The organism is Salipiger sp. ABN3_019, assembly GCF_056158605.1.
Genome location: NZ_JBSWTP010000004.1, coordinates 178989 through 195841 on the forward strand (window position 1 = coordinate 178989; position 16853 = coordinate 195841).

Annotated in this window: 13 protein-coding genes, 2 pseudogenes and 1 riboswitch; of the genes and pseudogenes, 10 read left to right on the forward strand and 5 right to left on the reverse strand. The window is 65.0% G+C overall.

What is annotated here, in order from left to right:
* The first annotated feature begins 16 nt into the window (after positions 1-16).
* From cobO to ACXAD2_RS04780, 4 genes and pseudogenes are all read left to right on the forward strand, one after another.
* The gene (gene cobO / locus ACXAD2_RS04765; RefSeq protein ID WP_475167546.1) at positions 17-628 is read left to right on the forward strand and encodes a cob(I)yrinic acid a,c-diamide adenosyltransferase; all 612 of its coding nucleotides are present in this window, start codon (positions 17-19) and stop codon (positions 626-628) included.
* Between the two features lie 200 nt (positions 629-828).
* Positions 829-1024: riboswitch (cobalamin riboswitch) on the forward strand.
* Between the two features lie 169 nt (positions 1025-1193).
* Positions 1194-2207 (forward strand): ABC transporter substrate-binding protein, encoded by a 1014-nt coding sequence (locus tag ACXAD2_RS04770; protein ID WP_475167549.1) that lies wholly within the window; start codon positions 1194-1196, stop codon positions 2205-2207.
* Positions 2204-3244 carry a FecCD family ABC transporter permease gene (locus tag ACXAD2_RS04775; protein WP_475167550.1) on the forward strand — a complete coding sequence of 347 codons (1041 nt, stop codon included), beginning with the start codon at positions 2204-2206 and terminating at the stop codon, positions 3242-3244. Before ACXAD2_RS04770 ends, ACXAD2_RS04775 begins: the two co-directional genes overlap by 4 nt.
* Positions 3241-4009, forward strand: a pseudogene (locus ACXAD2_RS04780) (ABC transporter ATP-binding protein). The gene ACXAD2_RS04775 and the pseudogene ACXAD2_RS04780 overlap by 4 nt, the downstream one beginning before the upstream one ends.
* Before the next feature lie 68 nt (positions 4010-4077).
* On the opposite strand, the gene ACXAD2_RS04785 reads toward ACXAD2_RS04780, so the two are convergent.
* The 4 genes from ACXAD2_RS04785 to ACXAD2_RS04800 form a co-directional block, all read right to left on the reverse strand.
* Positions 4078-5016 carry a FecCD family ABC transporter permease gene (locus ACXAD2_RS04785; protein WP_475167552.1) on the reverse strand — a complete coding sequence of 313 codons (939 nt, stop codon included), beginning with the start codon at positions 5014-5016 and terminating at the stop codon, positions 4078-4080.
* A gap of 89 nt (positions 5017-5105) precedes the next feature.
* The gene (locus ACXAD2_RS04790) at positions 5106-6095 is read right to left on the reverse strand and encodes a FecCD family ABC transporter permease (RefSeq protein ID WP_475167553.1); all 990 of its coding nucleotides are present in this window, start codon (positions 6093-6095) and stop codon (positions 5106-5108) included.
* Positions 6092-7021 carry a Fe2+-enterobactin ABC transporter substrate-binding protein gene (gene fepB / locus ACXAD2_RS04795; RefSeq protein WP_475167555.1) on the reverse strand — a complete coding sequence of 310 codons (930 nt, stop codon included), beginning with the start codon at positions 7019-7021 and terminating at the stop codon, positions 6092-6094. The genes ACXAD2_RS04790 and fepB overlap by 4 nt, the downstream gene beginning before the upstream one ends.
* The gene (locus ACXAD2_RS04800) at positions 7018-7869 is read right to left on the reverse strand and encodes a siderophore-interacting protein (protein WP_475167558.1); all 852 of its coding nucleotides are present in this window, start codon (positions 7867-7869) and stop codon (positions 7018-7020) included. Before ACXAD2_RS04800 ends, fepB begins: the two co-directional genes overlap by 4 nt.
* Positions 7870-8019: 150 nt before the next feature.
* Here ACXAD2_RS04800 and ACXAD2_RS04805 point away from each other — a divergent pair, with 150 nt between their 5' ends.
* A complete protein-coding gene (locus tag ACXAD2_RS04805) occupies positions 8020-8802 on the forward strand; it encodes an ABC transporter ATP-binding protein (RefSeq protein WP_475167561.1) in 783 nt (260 codons plus the stop codon).
* Positions 8803-8807: 5 nt separating this feature from the next.
* On the opposite strand, the gene ACXAD2_RS04810 is transcribed toward ACXAD2_RS04805, so the two are convergent.
* Positions 8808-9596 (reverse strand): IclR family transcriptional regulator, encoded by a 789-nt coding sequence (locus ACXAD2_RS04810; RefSeq protein ID WP_475167563.1) that lies wholly within the window; start codon positions 9594-9596, stop codon positions 8808-8810.
* A 347-nt stretch (positions 9597-9943) separates the two neighbouring features.
* Between ACXAD2_RS04810 and ACXAD2_RS04815 the strand changes: the two are divergent.
* The 5 genes and pseudogenes from ACXAD2_RS04815 to ACXAD2_RS04835 form a co-directional block, all read left to right on the forward strand.
* A pseudogene (locus ACXAD2_RS04815) lies at positions 9944-10228 on the forward strand (hypothetical protein); the annotation flags it as partial.
* A 460-nt stretch (positions 10229-10688) separates the two neighbouring features.
* Positions 10689-11870 carry a TonB-dependent receptor gene (locus ACXAD2_RS04820; protein ID WP_475167565.1) on the forward strand — a complete coding sequence of 394 codons (1182 nt, stop codon included), beginning with the start codon at positions 10689-10691 and terminating at the stop codon, positions 11868-11870.
* A 67-nt stretch (positions 11871-11937) separates the two neighbouring features.
* The gene (locus ACXAD2_RS04825) at positions 11938-13239 is read left to right on the forward strand and encodes an NtaA/DmoA family FMN-dependent monooxygenase (protein WP_475167568.1); all 1302 of its coding nucleotides are present in this window, start codon (positions 11938-11940) and stop codon (positions 13237-13239) included.
* A gap of 145 nt (positions 13240-13384) precedes the next feature.
* Positions 13385-15469 carry a TonB-dependent siderophore receptor gene (locus tag ACXAD2_RS04830; RefSeq protein WP_475167571.1) on the forward strand — a complete coding sequence of 695 codons (2085 nt, stop codon included), beginning with the start codon at positions 13385-13387 and terminating at the stop codon, positions 15467-15469.
* Positions 15469-16707: an MFS transporter gene (locus ACXAD2_RS04835; RefSeq protein ID WP_475167575.1), complete on the forward strand. Its 1239-nt coding sequence runs from the start codon at positions 15469-15471 to the stop codon at positions 16705-16707. The genes ACXAD2_RS04830 and ACXAD2_RS04835 overlap by 1 nt, the downstream gene beginning before the upstream one ends.
* The last annotated feature ends 146 nt before the right edge of the window (positions 16708-16853 follow it).

Below are 16853 nucleotides of genomic sequence, written 5' to 3' on the forward strand. Positions count from 1 at the left end.
GCGACGGAGCGTTGCAATGAGCGATGACCTCGACACACGCCACAACGAAAAGATGAAGCGCATCAAAGCCGCACGCACGCGGATGATGGCGACGAAAACCGAAGAAAAGGGCCTGATCATCGTCCATACCGGGGCGGGCAAGGGCAAATCTTCCTCGGGCTTCGGGATGATCATGCGCTGTATTGCGCATGGTATGCCCTGCGCCGTGGTGCAGTTCATCAAGGGCACTTGGGTGACCGGAGAAGCCGAGTTTCTGCGCAATCGCTTTGCGCAGGAGTGCCGCTTCTTCGTCTCGGGCGAGGGCTTTACCTGGGACACCCAAGATCGCCAGCGCGACATCGCCGCCGCCCGCAACGGCTGGGAGATCGCCAAGAAACAAATTCTCGACCCCGAGGTGCAATTCGTGCTGCTGGACGAGATCAACATCGCCCTGCGCTACGACTATCTCGACATCGACGAGGTTGTGGACTTTCTGCAGACCCACAAGCCGCCCATGACCCATGTCTGCCTGACCGGACGCAATGCCAAACCCGAGCTGATTGAGGCCGCCGATCTGGTCACCGAAATGAGCCTCCTCAAGCATCCGTTCAAAGAGGGCGTCAAGGCGCAGAAGGGCGTGGAATTCTGAGCTCTGGCGGTGCGTATGATGGCGCGCGCCGGCACCTGATCACACCCTGTCTGAGCGCTGTGCCCGCGTCTGGCCGACGGGCCGCAGACGTTTGCTTTGCCGCGCGACTCGCATCCGCGGGTGCGGCTCTGCTCTGCCGCAGAGCGCCGCCCGCCCGGCGATGCGCGGCGAAAGGCAGTTGCCAGAGCGGATCGTGAGCCGCTAAAGAACCTTCGTCGGTTTCCGAAAGGAATCAAAAGGGAATCCGCCACCGCGCCAAACGGTGAACCGGAACTGCCCCCGCAACTGTAGGCGGCGAGCACCAAGCGACACAGCCACTGTGGCCCAGAGCCATGGGAAGGCCGCTCGGTGCAACGACCCGCCAGTCAGGAGACCTGCCGACGCAACGCAACGCGGCCCGGACGGGGATGTCCGGGGAGGTGCCTATGAAATTCGTCTATCGGTGCCCAGGGGCACCGGCCATTGCCAGCTTGCGCGGGGGAAGCCAATCTTCCGTCGCCCCGCCAGCCGTGTGCGCGGCGTTCCCCTCCCTGTCTTCGGTCGGCCACCCTTCTGGAGACACTTCATGTATCGCGCACCCTTGATTGCGGCAGCCCTCGGGGTCGCCCTGCTGCCGCTGGCGGCAAATGCTCAAACATCCTATCCGCTGACGCTGGAAAACTGCGGCGTCGCGCTGACCATCGACGCCGCGCCCGAAAGCGCCGTGACGGTCGGCCAGGCCGCGACCGAGATACTCTACTCGCTGGGCCTCGGCGAGAAGGTGACCGGCACCTCGGTCTGGTTCACCAAGGTGCTGCCCGAGTTCGAAACGCTGAACGCCGGGATCGAGCGGCTGGCGGACAATGACCCGAGCTTCGAAAGCGTCGTCGCCAAGAAGCCCGGGCTCGTCGTCGAACAATACGAATGGCACATCGGCCCGCAGGGCATCGTCGCCACGCGCGAGCAGTTCCACGATCTTGGCATCCCGACCTACACGCTGCCCGCCGATTGCGTCGGCAAGGACAATTCGGTCGGTGTCGATGGCACGCGGCTCGAGCTCTACTCGATGAACAGCGTCTATCGGGGCATCACCGAGCTGTCGCAGATCTTTGACGTCGCAGAGAGCGGCAACGCGCTGGTCACTGATCTGAAGTCGCGCGAAGCGGCGGCCATCGAGAAAGCCGAAAGCCTCGATCTGCCAGAGGATGCGTCTGCGGTGTTCTGGTTCTCCTCGGCGGAGATGGACATCGACCCCTATGTCGCCGGTCAGGGCGGCGCGCCCGCCTATATGATGCAGGCGCTCGGGCTAGAGAACGTCGTCGACAGCAACGAGGAATGGCCCACCGTCAGCTGGGAAACCATCGCCCGTGCCAACCCGACGGTGATCGTCGCCGCCCGGATGGACCGCCGCCGCTTCCCCGCCGACGATATCGAGAAGAAGCTGGAGTTCCTGCGCACCGATCCCGTCGCGAGCCAGATGGATGCGGTGAAGAACGGTCGGATCGTGATCCTCGACGCGCATGGTATGGACCCTTCGATCCGCAATGTCGGCGCGCTTGAGACGCTGGCGGATGCGCTGAGCGGTTTCGACCTCGAATGACCGATCTGACGATGCCGGCGGGGGTCGCGCGGCCCCTGCTCCTGTGGGCACCTGCCGGCATCGCCGCTTTGGTGCTGGCGGTTGTCGCCGGGACCGTGCTGGGAGAGACGCCGCTGCCTTTGTCGATGGTGGCAGAGGTCTTTGCCAACCACCTATGGGGCGCAGGCCACGAGATTGATCCGATCGACGCCGGCATCATCTGGTCCTACCGGCTGCCGCGAAGTCTGGTTGCCGCGGGCTGCGGTGCGGGGCTGGCGCTGTCGGGCGTAATTCTGCAAGCGCTGGTGCGCAATGCGTTGGCCGATCCCTACCTGCTCGGGGTCTCGGCAGGGGCGGGAACCGGGGCGGTGGCCGTCACCATCCTTGGGCTCGGCGGTGGCGCGATCGGCATGTCGGCGGGCGCCTTTGCCGGGGCATCGCTGTCCTTCGTTCTGGTTGTCGTGCTGGCCCGGGCGGCGGGGGGCGGCTCGGCGCAGCTGGTGCTGGCCGGGATTGCCGGATCGCAGCTGTTCAATGCGCTGACGTCTTTTCTGATCACCAAGTCGGCCAATGCCGAACAGGCGCGCGGGATCATGTACTGGCTGCTCGGTAACCTGTCGGGGGTGCGCTGGCCGGATGTCTGGCTGGCGCTGCCCGCCGCCGGGCTGGGCCTTGCCGCCTGCGTCTGGTTTGCCCGCGCCTTGGACGCCTTTGCCTTTGGCGCCGCCGCCGCCGCTGCGCTTGGCGTGCCGGTGCGCCGCGTGCAGATTGTGCTGATCGGGGCGACCACGCTGATGACCGCCATCATGGTCAGCCTCGTCGGATCCATCGGCTTTGTCGGGCTGGTCATCCCGCATGCTATGCGCTTCATCGTCGGTCCGCGTCACCACCGGTTGATCCCGGCCTCGGCGCTTGCGGGTGCGGTGTTTCTCATCGCGGCGGATGTCGTCTCGCGCGTGCTCATTGCCGGGCAGGTGGTGCCGATCGGCGTGGTCACCGCCCTTGTCGGCGCGCCGGGCTTTGCCCTCATCCTGATCCGAAACCGGAGGCGGGCATGAGGTTGCATGCACAGGGGCTGGGCTGGAGTGCCCGCGGAAGACCCATCGTCGACGGGGTGACGATTGATATCGCGCCGGGCGAGACCTTTGGTCTCATCGGCCCCAATGGCTCGGGCAAATCCACGCTGCTGCGGCTGCTTGCCGGGCTCGCACCAAGGCCGCGCGGCACGGTCGCCCTCGATCAGCGCCCGCTGGCGGATTCTGACGCGGCGCGAGATCGCCCGGAGCATCGCCTTCGTCGAGCAATTCGCCGACACGTCCGAGGCGCTCTGCGTGCGGGATGTGGTGGAGCTGGGCCGCACGCCGTGGCTGTCGGCGCTGTCGCCCTTCGGCGCGCAGGACCGCCAGATCGTCACCGAGGCGCTGCGCGGCGTCGCCATGGAGCAGATGGCAAAGCGCAGTTGGTCCACGCTTTCGGGCGGCGAGCGGCAGCGGGTACAGATCGCCCGTGCTCTTGCCCAGAGGCCGCGGCTGCTGATCCTCGACGAGCCCACGAACCATCTCGACATTCACCACCAGCTGTCACTTCTGCGCCTGGTCAGCCGGTTGCCCGTGACTGTGGTGATGGCGCTGCATGACCTCAACCAGTCCATGGCCTGTGACCGGCTAGGAGTGATGGAGGCCGGTCGGCTGGTCGCCTGCGGTCCCCCGCGCGAGGTGCTGACGCCGCAGCGGCTCGCCCATGTTTTCCGGGTGCATGCCACCGCGCTGCACGATCCGGCTGACGACACGACGCTCTTCCGATTCCAGACACTTGAGGACTGACATGAAAGCAGCCGCCCTGTGGCTCGCCTGCCTGGCCATCTGGCCGCCCTACGCCGAGATCGCCCGCGTCACCGGCGGAGCAGCACCAAGAGAAGATAGAGCCCCCCGAGAAAGCCGGTCATCAGCCCGACAGGCATGGTCACCCCGAAGGGCGCGGCCTGGCTTGCCAAATCCGCCGCCATGAGTAGCGCCGCTCCGGTCAGTGCGGCGCTCAACAATGGCACCTCCGGTGCTCCGGTCAGGCGCCGTGCGAGCTGCGGCGCGGCGAGGGCGACAAAGGCGATCGGGCCGGTTGCGGCCGTGCCGACCGAAGAGAGCCCGACCGCCGCCATCACCAGCACCGCACGGACCCGCCCCACGGGCACGCCCAGTTGCCGGGCCATATCCTCGCCCATCTCAATGGTCGAAAGCTGCCGCGACAGCAGACAGACCGCCGGCGCAAATATCGCCAACCCCGCCCATACGGTGGCCGCATGCCCCCAAGTGCGCGCGTTCAGCGAGCCTGCGAGCCATACTTGCGCGGCCATGACCATGTCGATCTCGCCCATCGCCAGAAGGAGTGTATTGGCGCCTGTCAGAAACGCCCCTGCCCCGATGCCAACAAGGATCAGACGGTGGCCACCACCACTGCCGCTGCCGCTCCGCCGTGCCAACAGAAGCACCGTAATCGCGGTGAGAAGACCGCTGCCGACCGCTGAAAGCGCCGTGCGCAAAGGGTCGAGGCTGCTGAGGACGATTTGCATGACGGCACCGGTCGCCGCCCCCGTGGTAAAGCCGATCACGTCGGGCGAGCCCAATGGGTTGCGCGAAAGCGACTGAAACACCGCCCCCGCCATTCCAAGCGCCGCGCCGACCCCGGCGGCTGTCAGCAGCCGTGGCAAGCGCACGCTCTGCAGGATCCGTGTGGCGACGGGATCGCCCTGTCCGATCAGCGCCAGCCACACCTCCGGCGGGCTCAGCGCCAGCCGACCGGTGCCAAGCAGTCCCGCAGACAGGGCCAGAAGCACTGCGAGTATGCCAAACCCGGCAAGCAGCGATCGCGGTCGCCACAGCAGGCTCAGGCGGCCAAGCCTCTGTACTCTGCGCCCTGCCGGGATCATGGCCGGGCCAAGCGGAAGCGGCGGACAATATGGATAAAGACCGGTCCGCCGAGCAGCGCCGCGACGATCCCCGCCGCGACCTCAGCCGGGGCAACGAGCACGCGTCCAAGAATGTCAGCCAGCAGCAACAGCATCGCGCCGATCATCGCCGAAAGAGGCAGCACGCGCGCGCTTGCCGGCCCTGTGAGGGCCCGCGCTGCATGCGGCGCAACAAGTCCCACAAAGGCGATCGGTCCGGCTGATGCGGTGGCGGCGCCCGCCAAGACCATAACCGCAAGGCACGCCAGCGCCCAGACCCGGCGCGGATCGAGCCCCAGCACCCGGCCAAGGTCTTGTCCCAGCGCCAGCGCATCCAGTGCCGGAGCAAGCAGCAGCGCCACAGCGCCGCCGCAGGCCAGCGCCATGCACATGGTCAGACTGACGCCAAGGCCGCGTCCCGCGAGCCCGCCCGCGCCCCAATTGCGAAAGATATCGAGCACTCCCAGCCCGGCATTCAGGATCAGCAGGCTGGTTGCTGCACCAAGGGCCACCGACAGCCCCGCCCCGGCCAGAACGAGGCGCACCGGATCAGTGCCGCTCTCATGCGCGCGCCCGAGCACGAAGACCGCGACCCCGGCGAGCCCCGCGCCCAGAATGCCGAACCAGATATACTGCGTGATCGCGCTCAGCCCAAAGACCATCGCCCCCAGAACGATGGCCAGCGCGGCACCGGCATTTACGCCCAGAAGCCCCGGTTCGGCCAGCGGGTTGCGCGTCACCGCCTGCATCAAAGCGCCGGCGAGCCCCAAGGCGCCACCCGCCGCGAGGCCAAGCAAGGTGCGCGGCAAGCGCAGTTCACGCACCACAAGATGCAGGTCGTTGGCCGGATCGTAGGCGGTGAACGCGCGCAACACCTCATCCGGCGGCACCGAACGCGAGCCCACGGCGAGGCTCAGCGCCGCCAGCAGGATCAGGAGGGCAAGCAAGGCGAAGGTCTTTCGGCTCACGGGGCGAGTTGCTCTGCCACAGTGTCGACCATCGCAAGGCCGGAATAATAGTCGATGCGGAAGCTGCTCGGCCCCAGCGCATAGACCCGTCCGGCCTTCACCGCTTCGACATTGGCAAGCACCGGATCGGCCATGAAATTCGCGACGTCATCGGCATCGGCGGAGAGCAGAAAGACCGTCTCTCCGGTGATGCCCTGCGGCAATGTCTCATGCGAGATGAAATCGAACTCACGTGACTGCTGCACCGCACCGCGCAGGCTTTCGGGAATGCCTGTGACCTCAAACCCCATTTCCGTCAGAACACGCGCCTGAGCGCCCTCGGGCTTGCTGACACCGTAGGTGCCAAAGAAATTATACGACACGATGCTGACGCTGCCCTCGGGATGGACGATACGCTCGGCAGCGGCCTGCGTGTGGGCGATGAAATCCCGGCTGACCTGCTCGGCCCGCTGCTCTTCGCCCGTGACACGGCCAAAGGTGGTTGCAAGCGCCTCCCACGGGTTCACGCCGTAATTGAGCGTAAGGACCGGATAGCCCATGGCTTCTATTTGCGGCACGAAGGGAAGCACACTGTCGCCGCCGGTTTCCGAGACCACCACCAGGTCGGGATCGGCGAGGATCAGCGCCTCGATGTCGAAACTGAGGTCGCGGTAGAGCGGGGTGACGCCGCGATCATGCGCAACCTCGGCCCATTGCGTGAAGAAGCCGCTGTCATCGGTCAGGGTTCCGTTTGCCGCCGATGCCGTGGCGACCAGCGGCGCGCCGATCGCAAGAAGGGTGCCGGTGAGGCTCGGCGAGGTCGAGACGATCCGCTGCGGCGGCGCATCAAGGGTGAGCGTGCCGGTTGCATGGTCGATGCTGCGCGGCCAGCCTTCTTCGGCGGCCAACGGGGTCGCCATCATCAACAGTGGGAACAGGAACTTCATACCGCCTCGTCGCTGTCCATCATGTCTTCCATGCGCAGCCCTTTCGCGAGGGCAGCTTCATACGCCGCAAGCCGGCGGCGGTCCAACTCGGAACTCGAGGTGCCGCGTTTCCAGTAGCCCAACACCTGCAGCGCCTCGCGCGGCATATTCATAGCGCGGAAATACTGGCGCAGCCGCCGCATCTCTTCGCGCTCGCCGGCGGCCCAGATGGTCCAATCCGCAGGGTCTTCCAAAGCCTTCGCGGCGCTGATCAGCCGGTCGGTCGTTCCCGCAGGACAAGCTGCGTCGCGCAGCATGAAGTAGCGTTCGACCCCAGCGACCCTCGGCAAAGCCTCCATTGCGGCGCGGTCGCCGCCGTCGATCCAGACCGCACCAAGCACGCCGTCGGGCCAAGCCTCGAGGATCGCATGGACCGCCGGGATCGCGGTGTCGTCGGCAAAGAGAGCGGCGCGTTTGCCCGGCGTGAAGGGCGGCACAAAATGGGGCCGCGGACCGGTCAGCCAGACGGTGTCGCCTGGTCGTGCCATGTCCAGCCAACGCATCGCCGGACTGTCGTCGTCATGCAGCACGAAATCTATGTCGACCGTGCCGGCCTCGGCGTCAAAGCTGCGGATCGTGTAGATGCGGCTGATCGGACGTCCGGTCTGCGGCGTCTCGACCTCAAGGCGGACGGCAAGGTTGGGCACAGTCCACTGCGCTGGCGCGGCTCCGGGAATCCGGCCGGTGACACGGATCATCGATGGGAATGGCCGCGAGATCTCGCACAAGCTCATCTGGACCCGCTCCATGTCGCGCATGTGGTCCTCTCCCGAGAGCACGCCGTTGGGGTCCTCGACCTGTTCGGTCATCGCAGCCTTTCCGCCCCCGCTGAGGGGCTGATATCCGGAAATTGTCGCTGGCTGGAAACCGGGCAGCACCCGACCTGGCTGCGTCCATATTGCAGAGCGCATTCCGCGATGCAATACGAGGAGGACAGCTTCCGAAGCTTTGGAGTTCCGATGACTGACCGCCTGCGCGCCGAAGGGCTGACGCTGAAATATGATGCACGCATCATTTCCGAGGGGCTTTCGGTGAGCGTGCCCGATGGCGCTTTTACCGCCGTTGTGGGACCGAACGCCTGCGGCAAGTCGACCCTGCTGCGGGCTCTGGCGCGGCTGCTGCCACCAGAGGCCGGACAGGTTGTGCTGGACGGTAAGGCGATATCTCAGATTCCCTCACGCGAGGTGGCCCGAAACCTCGGTCTGCTGCCACAGCAGCCAATCGCGCCGGATGGGATCACCGTGGCGGATTTGGTCGCGCGAGGCCGGTTTCCGCACCAGAGCTTTCTGCGGCAATGGTCGCCGCAGGATGAAGCCGCGGTCGAGCGCGCCCTCAAGCAAACCGGGACCAGCGATCTTGCGGACCGCCCTCTCACGGATCTTTCAGGCGGCCAGCGGCAGCGGGTCTGGGTTGCGATGGCGCTGGCGCAGGATACGCCGATCCTTCTGCTAGACGAGCCGACCACCTTTCTCGATATCGTGCACCAAGTCGAACTGCTCGAGATGCTGGTTCAGCTCAACCGCGAGGGGCGCACCATTGTCGCCGTGCTGCACGAGTTGAACCTTGCGTTCCGCTATGCAGGGCACCTGGTGGCGATGCGCGACGGGGCGGTGGTGGCGACCGGAACGCCCGATGACATCGTGAGCGCCGCACTGATGCGCGAGGTCTTCGGGCTGGATGCGCTGGTCATGCCCGATCCTCTGACCGACCGCCCGATGGTGATCCCGCGCGGCCCTGCCTGACTTCGTCAGCTCGCCGCAGCGCCACCGGTCACGCGATTGACCACCTTCGCCACGTCCTGCAAGGCCAGCCGATCCGATGGCGTGCGCAACTGGCCTAGGTCCGTCACGGTGGTGATCACACAGGCAATCTCTCCCTGTGCATCGAATACGGGCGCCGCCTGCCCGGTCACGTCGGTCAGCAGATGGCTCGTCAGTTCGCACCAAGAGTCGCTGCGGATGCGTTCGATTTCGGCAGCCGACGGCGGTGTGCCGCGAAATGCCTCTGGCTGCGCGACGCGCGCCGCCGCGATCCGCGCAGGCGGTAGGAAGGCCTGAAAGACGTGGCCGCAGGCGGATTTGTCCAATGGCAACACATCGCCGAGGCCGATGGAGCTGATCGAGAATTGCGCGCTTCGATACCAGCGGACGAAGACCGGGCCACGATCAGACCAGATCGTGACGCCGCCGCTCATCGCCTGCCGTTCGGCCAGCGCCCGCATCTGCGCCCCTGCGATCTCGACCGCATCGACACGCCGCAGCGCTGCAAGCCCAAGGCCAAGCGCCGCCGGTCCGAGGTCATAGGCGCTGCTTGCCGTGTCCTGCACGGCCATGCCTTCCTTGACCAGAGATTGCATGTAGCGATGCGCGGTCGAGCGCCCGGTGCCGGTCGCCCGCGCAAGGTCGGCCAGTGACAAAGCCGTACCCGCTTCCGCGAGGCATTCCAGAAAACGCATAGCCATCGAGATCGACTGGATCGTGGCGCTACGCTTTTCCGGCCCCTCCTTGAGGCCGAGGCCGCTCATCTGTTCGCTCATATGCTGGGCCTTTGCCACCTTGCTTACGCAGTGACCATTACCGCACGCCGGCGCGAAGGCAAAGCATCACACCGAGATCACGCGATTGACATGTGGAATACGTCATGCAATGCGGAACTTAGATCACACAGGCCAGCCGCGAGCGTTTCCTCAAGCCAGTTCCTGCACCGAACGAAGATCCGAACGATCAAATTGGGGGACATCACATGCACTGCAGCCGCCTGATGCAGGGCGCAAGCCTGCTTGCCATCGCCACTGCCGCAACGCCCGTAACCGCTCAGGACAGTGAGCTTGGCTACGAACTTGGCACGATCTTTCTGACCGGCGAAAAGGTCGAACGTGACCTGATGGATACCGCGTCGTCGGTCACCCTCTACACGGGCGAAGAGATCACTGAAGAAAGCCCCGGCAAGCCGAACGTGCAGGCGCTGATTTCGGGAACGCCGAACGTGGTGTTCTCTGAAAACGTCAGCACTCCGATCATCCGCGGCAGCAACTCCGAAGGCCCACACACCGGCGCCAACGCCTTCTTCGGTGGGACCGTGCCGCGTGCGACGATCAATCTCGACGGGCAGTATCTCGACTACAACGCCTTCTATTTTGGTGCGACCTCGGCCTGGGACGTCGGCAGTATTGAGGTTTATCGCGGGCCGCAGACCACCTCGCAGGGGGCGAATGCGATCGGCGGGGCCATTGTGGTGAACACCAATGATCCGACCTTCGAGCGCGAGGGGGCCTACCGGCTGGAATTCGGCGATTATGGTCAGAAGCGCGCGTCGCTGATGCTGAACACCCCGCTGGGGCAGGACTTCGCGGGGCGGATCGCGCTGGACTACAGCGGCCGGGATACCTTCATCGACTACAACGGCAGCGCCTTCGTCGACAATGAGATCGGCCAAGACTTCGAGACGTTCGATGGCCGCGCCAAGCTTCTTTGGGCACCTTCGGACATCACCGGCCTTGAGGTCATGCTGACCTACAGCCACACCAACACCACGGGTCCCAGTTCGGAAGGCGCATCGCCTGACTACGAGGATTTTGAGTTCGATCACCATGTACATGCCGGGCTGGCAGCAAAGCTCCGACACGGCGATGCTCGATACCAGTTACGATTTCGGCGGCGGCCTCCGGCTCGACAACAAGCTGCAGTACACCTACTCGGACATCGACCGCCGCATCGGCGCAGAAAGCATGGGCGATGCGGATATCGAGCGCGCAAACTGGAGCAATGAACTGACCCTCAGCTTCGGCAATACCGAAGACGTCCTGAGCGGCTTTGCCGGACTCTACTACGCCCACACCGATCAGGACGACAGGCTGGATCAATACGGCATCTCTACCTTCGACGACGAGAAGGAAAACCTTGGCATCTACGGCGAGGCAAGCTGGCGCTTTGCCCCCGGCTGGACCCTGACCGGCGGCCTGCGCTACCAGCGCGATGAGGTCTCTCGCTCTGGCACGGTCACGCCGTTGTTCGCCAGCAGCGATCTGGACTACGCAGAGACCTTCGAAGAGGTGCTTCCCAAGATCACCCTCGCCTACGAGGTGAACCCGGACTGGACCATCGGTGCTCTGGTCTCCAAGGGGTACAACCCCGGCGGGGTCTCGCTCGACTTCGTGTCGTCGAAGGCATGGGAAGACTACGATGCGGAAACGGTGTGGAACTACGAGCTTTTCACCCGCGCCAGCCTGCTCGACAACCGCCTGTTCCTGACCGGCAATCTGTTTTACTCGCTCTACGACGACTACCAATACAACGTGACGCAAACGGTTGATGGCACGACCTTCATCCACACCATCAACGCCGACGAGGCCGAGGCTTGGGGCCTCGAGCTGGCCGCCGATTGGCAAGCCAGTGAAGCCCTGCAACTGAATGCGGGCCTTGGCCTGCTTGAGACCGAAATCACCGACTTCTCGGACGCGCCGAGTTTCGAGGGAAATGCCTTTGCCCGCGCGCCCGGCACCACGCTGAGCGTCGGCGCGAGCTGGGATCTGACCGACCGCTTCAACCTTGGCGGTCAGGTGCGCTATGTCGACGATTATTATTCCGATACCGCCAACACCGGTGACTACGAGATCGAGGGTTACACGCTGGCCGACCTGCGGATGAGCTATAGCATCAGTGATCGTTTCGAGCTCTATGGCTACGTCAACAACATCTTCGACGAGCGCGCCCCGGTGCTGAAGCAGGCCGCCCGCGGCACGGTGGTCTTCACGCAGGCCTCGATGACGTCGCCGCGCATGTTTGGCTTTGGCATTCAGGGCTCTTTCTGAGCGCGCACGTCTGACCTGTCGGGCCGGTCCCAACGGGTCGGCCCTTCTTGCTGCGGGAGGCCCAGCGATGAGACGCCGGGACAAACTTTGCATAGGCATGTCCGTTGCCCCGACCTGGCTTGCCGCCGAGGGCTGGCGCCGGTCTGACAGCGGCATCGAGGGGCTGTTTTCCGCAGGGTTTGCGGGCCGTATCGCTGAGGCGGCAGAGGCCGCGCATCTCGACTTCGTGTTTCGCCCCGACGCCAGCGCGCTGCCGCTTGCACCGCTGGAGCAAAGCTTTGGCTTCGCCAGTCTTGACCCGACGCTGCTGCTGGCCTCGATGGTCGAGAGAACCTCGAAGATCGGACTGGTCACGACGATCTCGACGAGTTTCACCCACCCTTACAATACCGCGCGCCAGCTGATGTCGCTGCACTGGATGAGCGGCGGACGAGCCGGTTGGAACGTTGTCACCGCGTTGGCCGGGCACCAAAATTTCGGACTGACCGAGATGCCGCCCTCACCCGAGCGCTACGCCCGTGCGGCGGAATATGTGGCGGCCGTGCAATCGCTCTGGAAGAGCTTTCCCTCCGACGCGCTGCTGATCGACCGCGAGAGCGGGCGCTTTGCCGACACTGGGCGCATTCGACCTGCTGCGCACCATGGCCAGCATTTCGACATCGCGGGCCCGCTCAACCTGCCGGCCTTTCCCGGCCCGGGGATCCCGATCATGCAGGCGGGCGCGTCAGAGGGGGGCGTCGCGCTTGCCGGACAGATCGCCGATATGGTCTTCGGGCAGACGCTGGACAAGGCGACCGCGCTCGCGGCATCCGCGCGGCTGGTAGCGGCGGCGGAGCGGTCCGGAAGGCCGCCGAACGCGGTGCGGCTCCTTCCCGGCCTGAGCCTGTATCTGGGCGAGACCCGTGAAGAAGCCCGCGCCCTGTTCCTTGCCACGCAGGCTCGGGTGAGCCGCGAGGACCGTATCGCGCGCGTGCGACGGGCCACCGGGCTCGACCTGACGGGGTGGGCGGATGACACGCCGGTGCGCGCCGAAGATTTGCCCGCAGAGCACGCGCCGCCCCTGCCCGGCCATCGCGCCATCCTGCAGGCGCTTATTGCCAGCGAAACGCCCAGCGTGCGCGACCTTCTGGCGCGACCGGAAGTGCTCGCATCGGTCCACTGGCAGATCATCGGCACGGTCGAGGATGCAACCGAGATCATCGCCGACTGGTTCGAGTCCGGCGCGATCGACGGGTTCGTGGCTGTTCCCGGCGGATCGTGGGCCTGCTTCGAGCGCGTACTCGGTGAATTGGTCCCGCGTCTCGCCGCCGCCGGGCTGTTCCGCAAGACCTATTCCGGCGACACGCTGGCGCATCACCTGGACGCTTGAGCCACAGCCTGCGCCAAAGCCCGGCCGCCCAAAGCGGAGCTTCATAGCCACAGGGCACACCCAAAAGAAGATTCCTGACAAAAATAGTTTGACTCTATCTTCACATTGGCGCGAAGAGACCGCAAAGTGAGGAGGAACATTTAAAATGCATGTTTCACGCATCGCGCTCCTGTCAGCGCTGCTCGCCGCCCCTGCGGTCGCCCAAGAAGCCACCGTCGATCTCGGCACCCTGACGCTCGAAGCGGAGAGCGACGATACGCTGCTTCAAGAGGGCTATGTGGCTGAATCCGGTCGCCAAGCGACGCGGGTCGACACGCCGATCCGGGATATTCCGCAGGCGATCAGTACGGTCACCCAAGACCAGATCGAGGATCAGCAGCCGCGCACCCTTCTCGACACTCTGGGATACTCCGCCGGCGCCAATGTGTTCAATTTCGGCTATGACAGCCGCTACGACGCCGTCTACATCCGCGGCTTCGCGTCCTACTACAACGGCCTGTTCCGGGATGGGCTGCGGCAGGTGAACGGCCCGTCGGCCTGGTATCGCAACGAGCCCTATACCTTCGAGGGCGCGGCAGTGCTGAAGGGGCCGTCCTCTTCGATGTACGGCGTCAGCGGCGCCGGCGGGATCGTCAACGTCATCTCGAAGCGCCCGAAGGACGATACATTCCGCGAGTTGCAACTCACCCTCGGCACCGAAGAGCGCAAGGAACTGGCGTTCGATTTCAGTGGGCCGCTGGATGAGACCGGGCGGCTGAGCTATCGCCTGACCGGTGTGACGCGCGATGCCGACACGCCGCTCGAAGGCTATAAGGACGATCTGAACCTCATCGCTCCTGCGCTGACCTATGAGGTCACGGAAGATACGCGCATCACGCTTTTGTCCGAGTATGCCGAAGGTGTGCGCGGCGGCACCGCATCCTACTACAACCCGGCCTATGGCGAGGCGTCAGACTTTTATGTCGGCGACCCCGATTACAATGATTTCGTCAACACCCAGTGGCGGATCGGCTATGAAGCGGAGCACGATTTCAGCGAGGCGCTGACCCTGCGCCAAAAGCTGCGCTATTCCGAGGTCGAAGCAGACCTCGAGTTCAGCGGGGTCTATGCCACGGACACCGGGCTTGGCCGGTACTGGGGCCATTACGTCGAGGAGTCCGAGACCCTTGCCATCGACACCATGCTCGAAGGGCGGTTCACCACGGGTCTTGCGAGCCACACGGTCGTCGGTGGCTTTGACTTCTCGCGCTCGTCTTACGACGCGGACTATGTGCTGGGCTATGTCTCGGCTGAAGCCACTGACGCGATGGACCTGCCCTACTATGGCGGTCAGGATATGGAGCAGCGCGGTATCTATCTGCACGACCAGATCATGGCGGGCGACTGGACGGTTTTCCTCAGCGGGCGTTACGATTGGGTCGATATCACCACCTTTGACGCCGCCGAAGACGGCAGCGACACCGATGCCGAGGGCTTTTCGGGTCGTATCGGCGTCAGCTATGCGGTGACCCCGCAAGTCTCGATCTTCGGCAATCTGTCGAGCTCCTTCGTGCCGGTCACCGGCCTTGTCTATGATGATCCGAGCGATCCCGACAGCGACCGCGCTGCCGATCCCACGCGCGGTCTGCAAAAGGAATTGGGTGTCAAATACCAGATCCCCGGCACCCAGAGTCTGATCACCGCATCGGTGTTCGACATCCGGCAGGAAGACGGCGTGGTGTTCCAGACCGTGGATGCCACGGCGTTCGACGGTCTCTATCAGGTGCAGGTGCCCTACGACCTGCGCTCGCGCGGGCTCGAACTTGAGGGGCAGGTCAACTTTGGCAGCGGGTTGCGTATGACCGGGGCCTACACGTACCTCGACATGGAGATCGAAGAGGGCGCGACGGGCACCGAAGGCAACACGCTCTCTGCGACCCCCGAGCACAGCGCCTCGATCTGGGGCTTCTTTGAGCCGCAAAGCGGGCCGTTGGCCGGTTTCGGCTTTGGCGGTGGCCTGCGCTATGTGGGCGAAAGCTGGGGAGACGATACCAACACCTTCAAGAACGACGCCGTGACCTTCACCGATCTGGCCATGTCGTATGATTTCGGTCATCTGGGCTATGATGGCCTGCAGCTGAGCGTCAACGTCAAGAACGCCTTCGACGTGACCGACCAGACCTGCAGCGCGGGCTATTGCTATCGCTACGAAGGCCGCACCGCCACGGCGAGCCTGCGCTACCGCTTCTGATGGAGCAGCAGAGCACATCCGGCAGCTCTGGGCGCGGCAACCTCTGGGGCGTGGTCGCGGCCATCGGCGGCGTCTATGTCGCGCAGAGCGTCATCGGCGGCGTCACCTGGACCGGGCTGCCGGGCGTGCTGCGGGCAAGGCAGTTGCCGCTCGATCAGATCGGGCTGGTTTCGGCCATCGTCCTGCCCTGGGCGCTGAAATTCCTCTGGGCGCCGTGGATCGAACGCTACCGGCTGCCGGCGCAGGGGCGCGACCGCTCGGCGACCATCGTGCTGGCGGGCGCGGCGGTCGTCGTCGCGGTTCTGCTGGTCATGGGGTTGATGGAGCCGGTGCCGCTGTTGCCGATCCTCGCGGTGCTGATGATCGCCGCCTTTGCCACGGCGACGGTGGACATCGCCTGCGACGGCTTTGCCGTCGACGCTCTGAAGAACACACCCTACGGCTGGGGCAATGCGGCGCAGGTGGGCGGGGCCTATATCGGTTCGGCGATCGGCGGCGGGGTCTTTCTAATCCTCGTCGACCGCGTCGGATGGATGGCCGGGAGCTGGGCCATGGCCGCGGTGATCGCCATGCTTTGCGTGCCGTTTGCCCGTGTTGCCCGGCGCGGCGCGACCCGTCAGCGATCGCATTTGCCAAGTCTGCGCGCCGCGCTCGCCCGCGCCGAAGTGCGGCAGGGCATGCTTGTCGCAGCGCTCTACGTCGTGGCGCAAAAGACCGCGATGGGCATGTTCGGCCCGTTCTTCATCGATGCCGGCTACGATCTGGCACAACTGGGAATTCTTGCGGGGCTCGGCAGCGTGAGCCTTGGATTTGCTGGCGCGGTACTTGGTGGCGGCTTCGTCCGGCGCTTCGGCACCCGGCGCGTGCTGATCGCGGCGGTGATGCTGCAAACCCTGATCCTTGCGGTGGTCGGCCTTTCCGCAGCGCAGCTCCTGCTGCCCGCAACCACGGTTGCTCCGGCGGCGATGGTGGCAAGCGCGGCGGTCATGGCCTTCGGCTTTGTGGCGCTCTACGGTCAGTTCATGCGCTGGTCCGATCCCCGTCAGGGCGGTGTCGATTTTACCATTTTCCAATGCATGGACGCGGCGGTGAGCATGGTCGCGGGCATGCTCGCCGGGGTCATGGCCGAGCACTTTGGGTACGCGGCGTTTTTTGCCATCTCCTGTGCGCTGTCACTTGCCATGCTGCCTGCGATATGGAGCGCGACGTCCCGCGCGACTGAAGTGCAGCACGGCTGAGCTGTTGGAACGCGCGGCGGGGGCCGTCTGCCATTCCCCCGGCCTTCCTCCTGAACCCCGGCTTGTCAGCAATCGGCGAAAAGGTATACACAAGGCCCCAGGCCGTAGGCCGCCAGCGCCACGCGATTGAGCCAATTGCGCAGCAA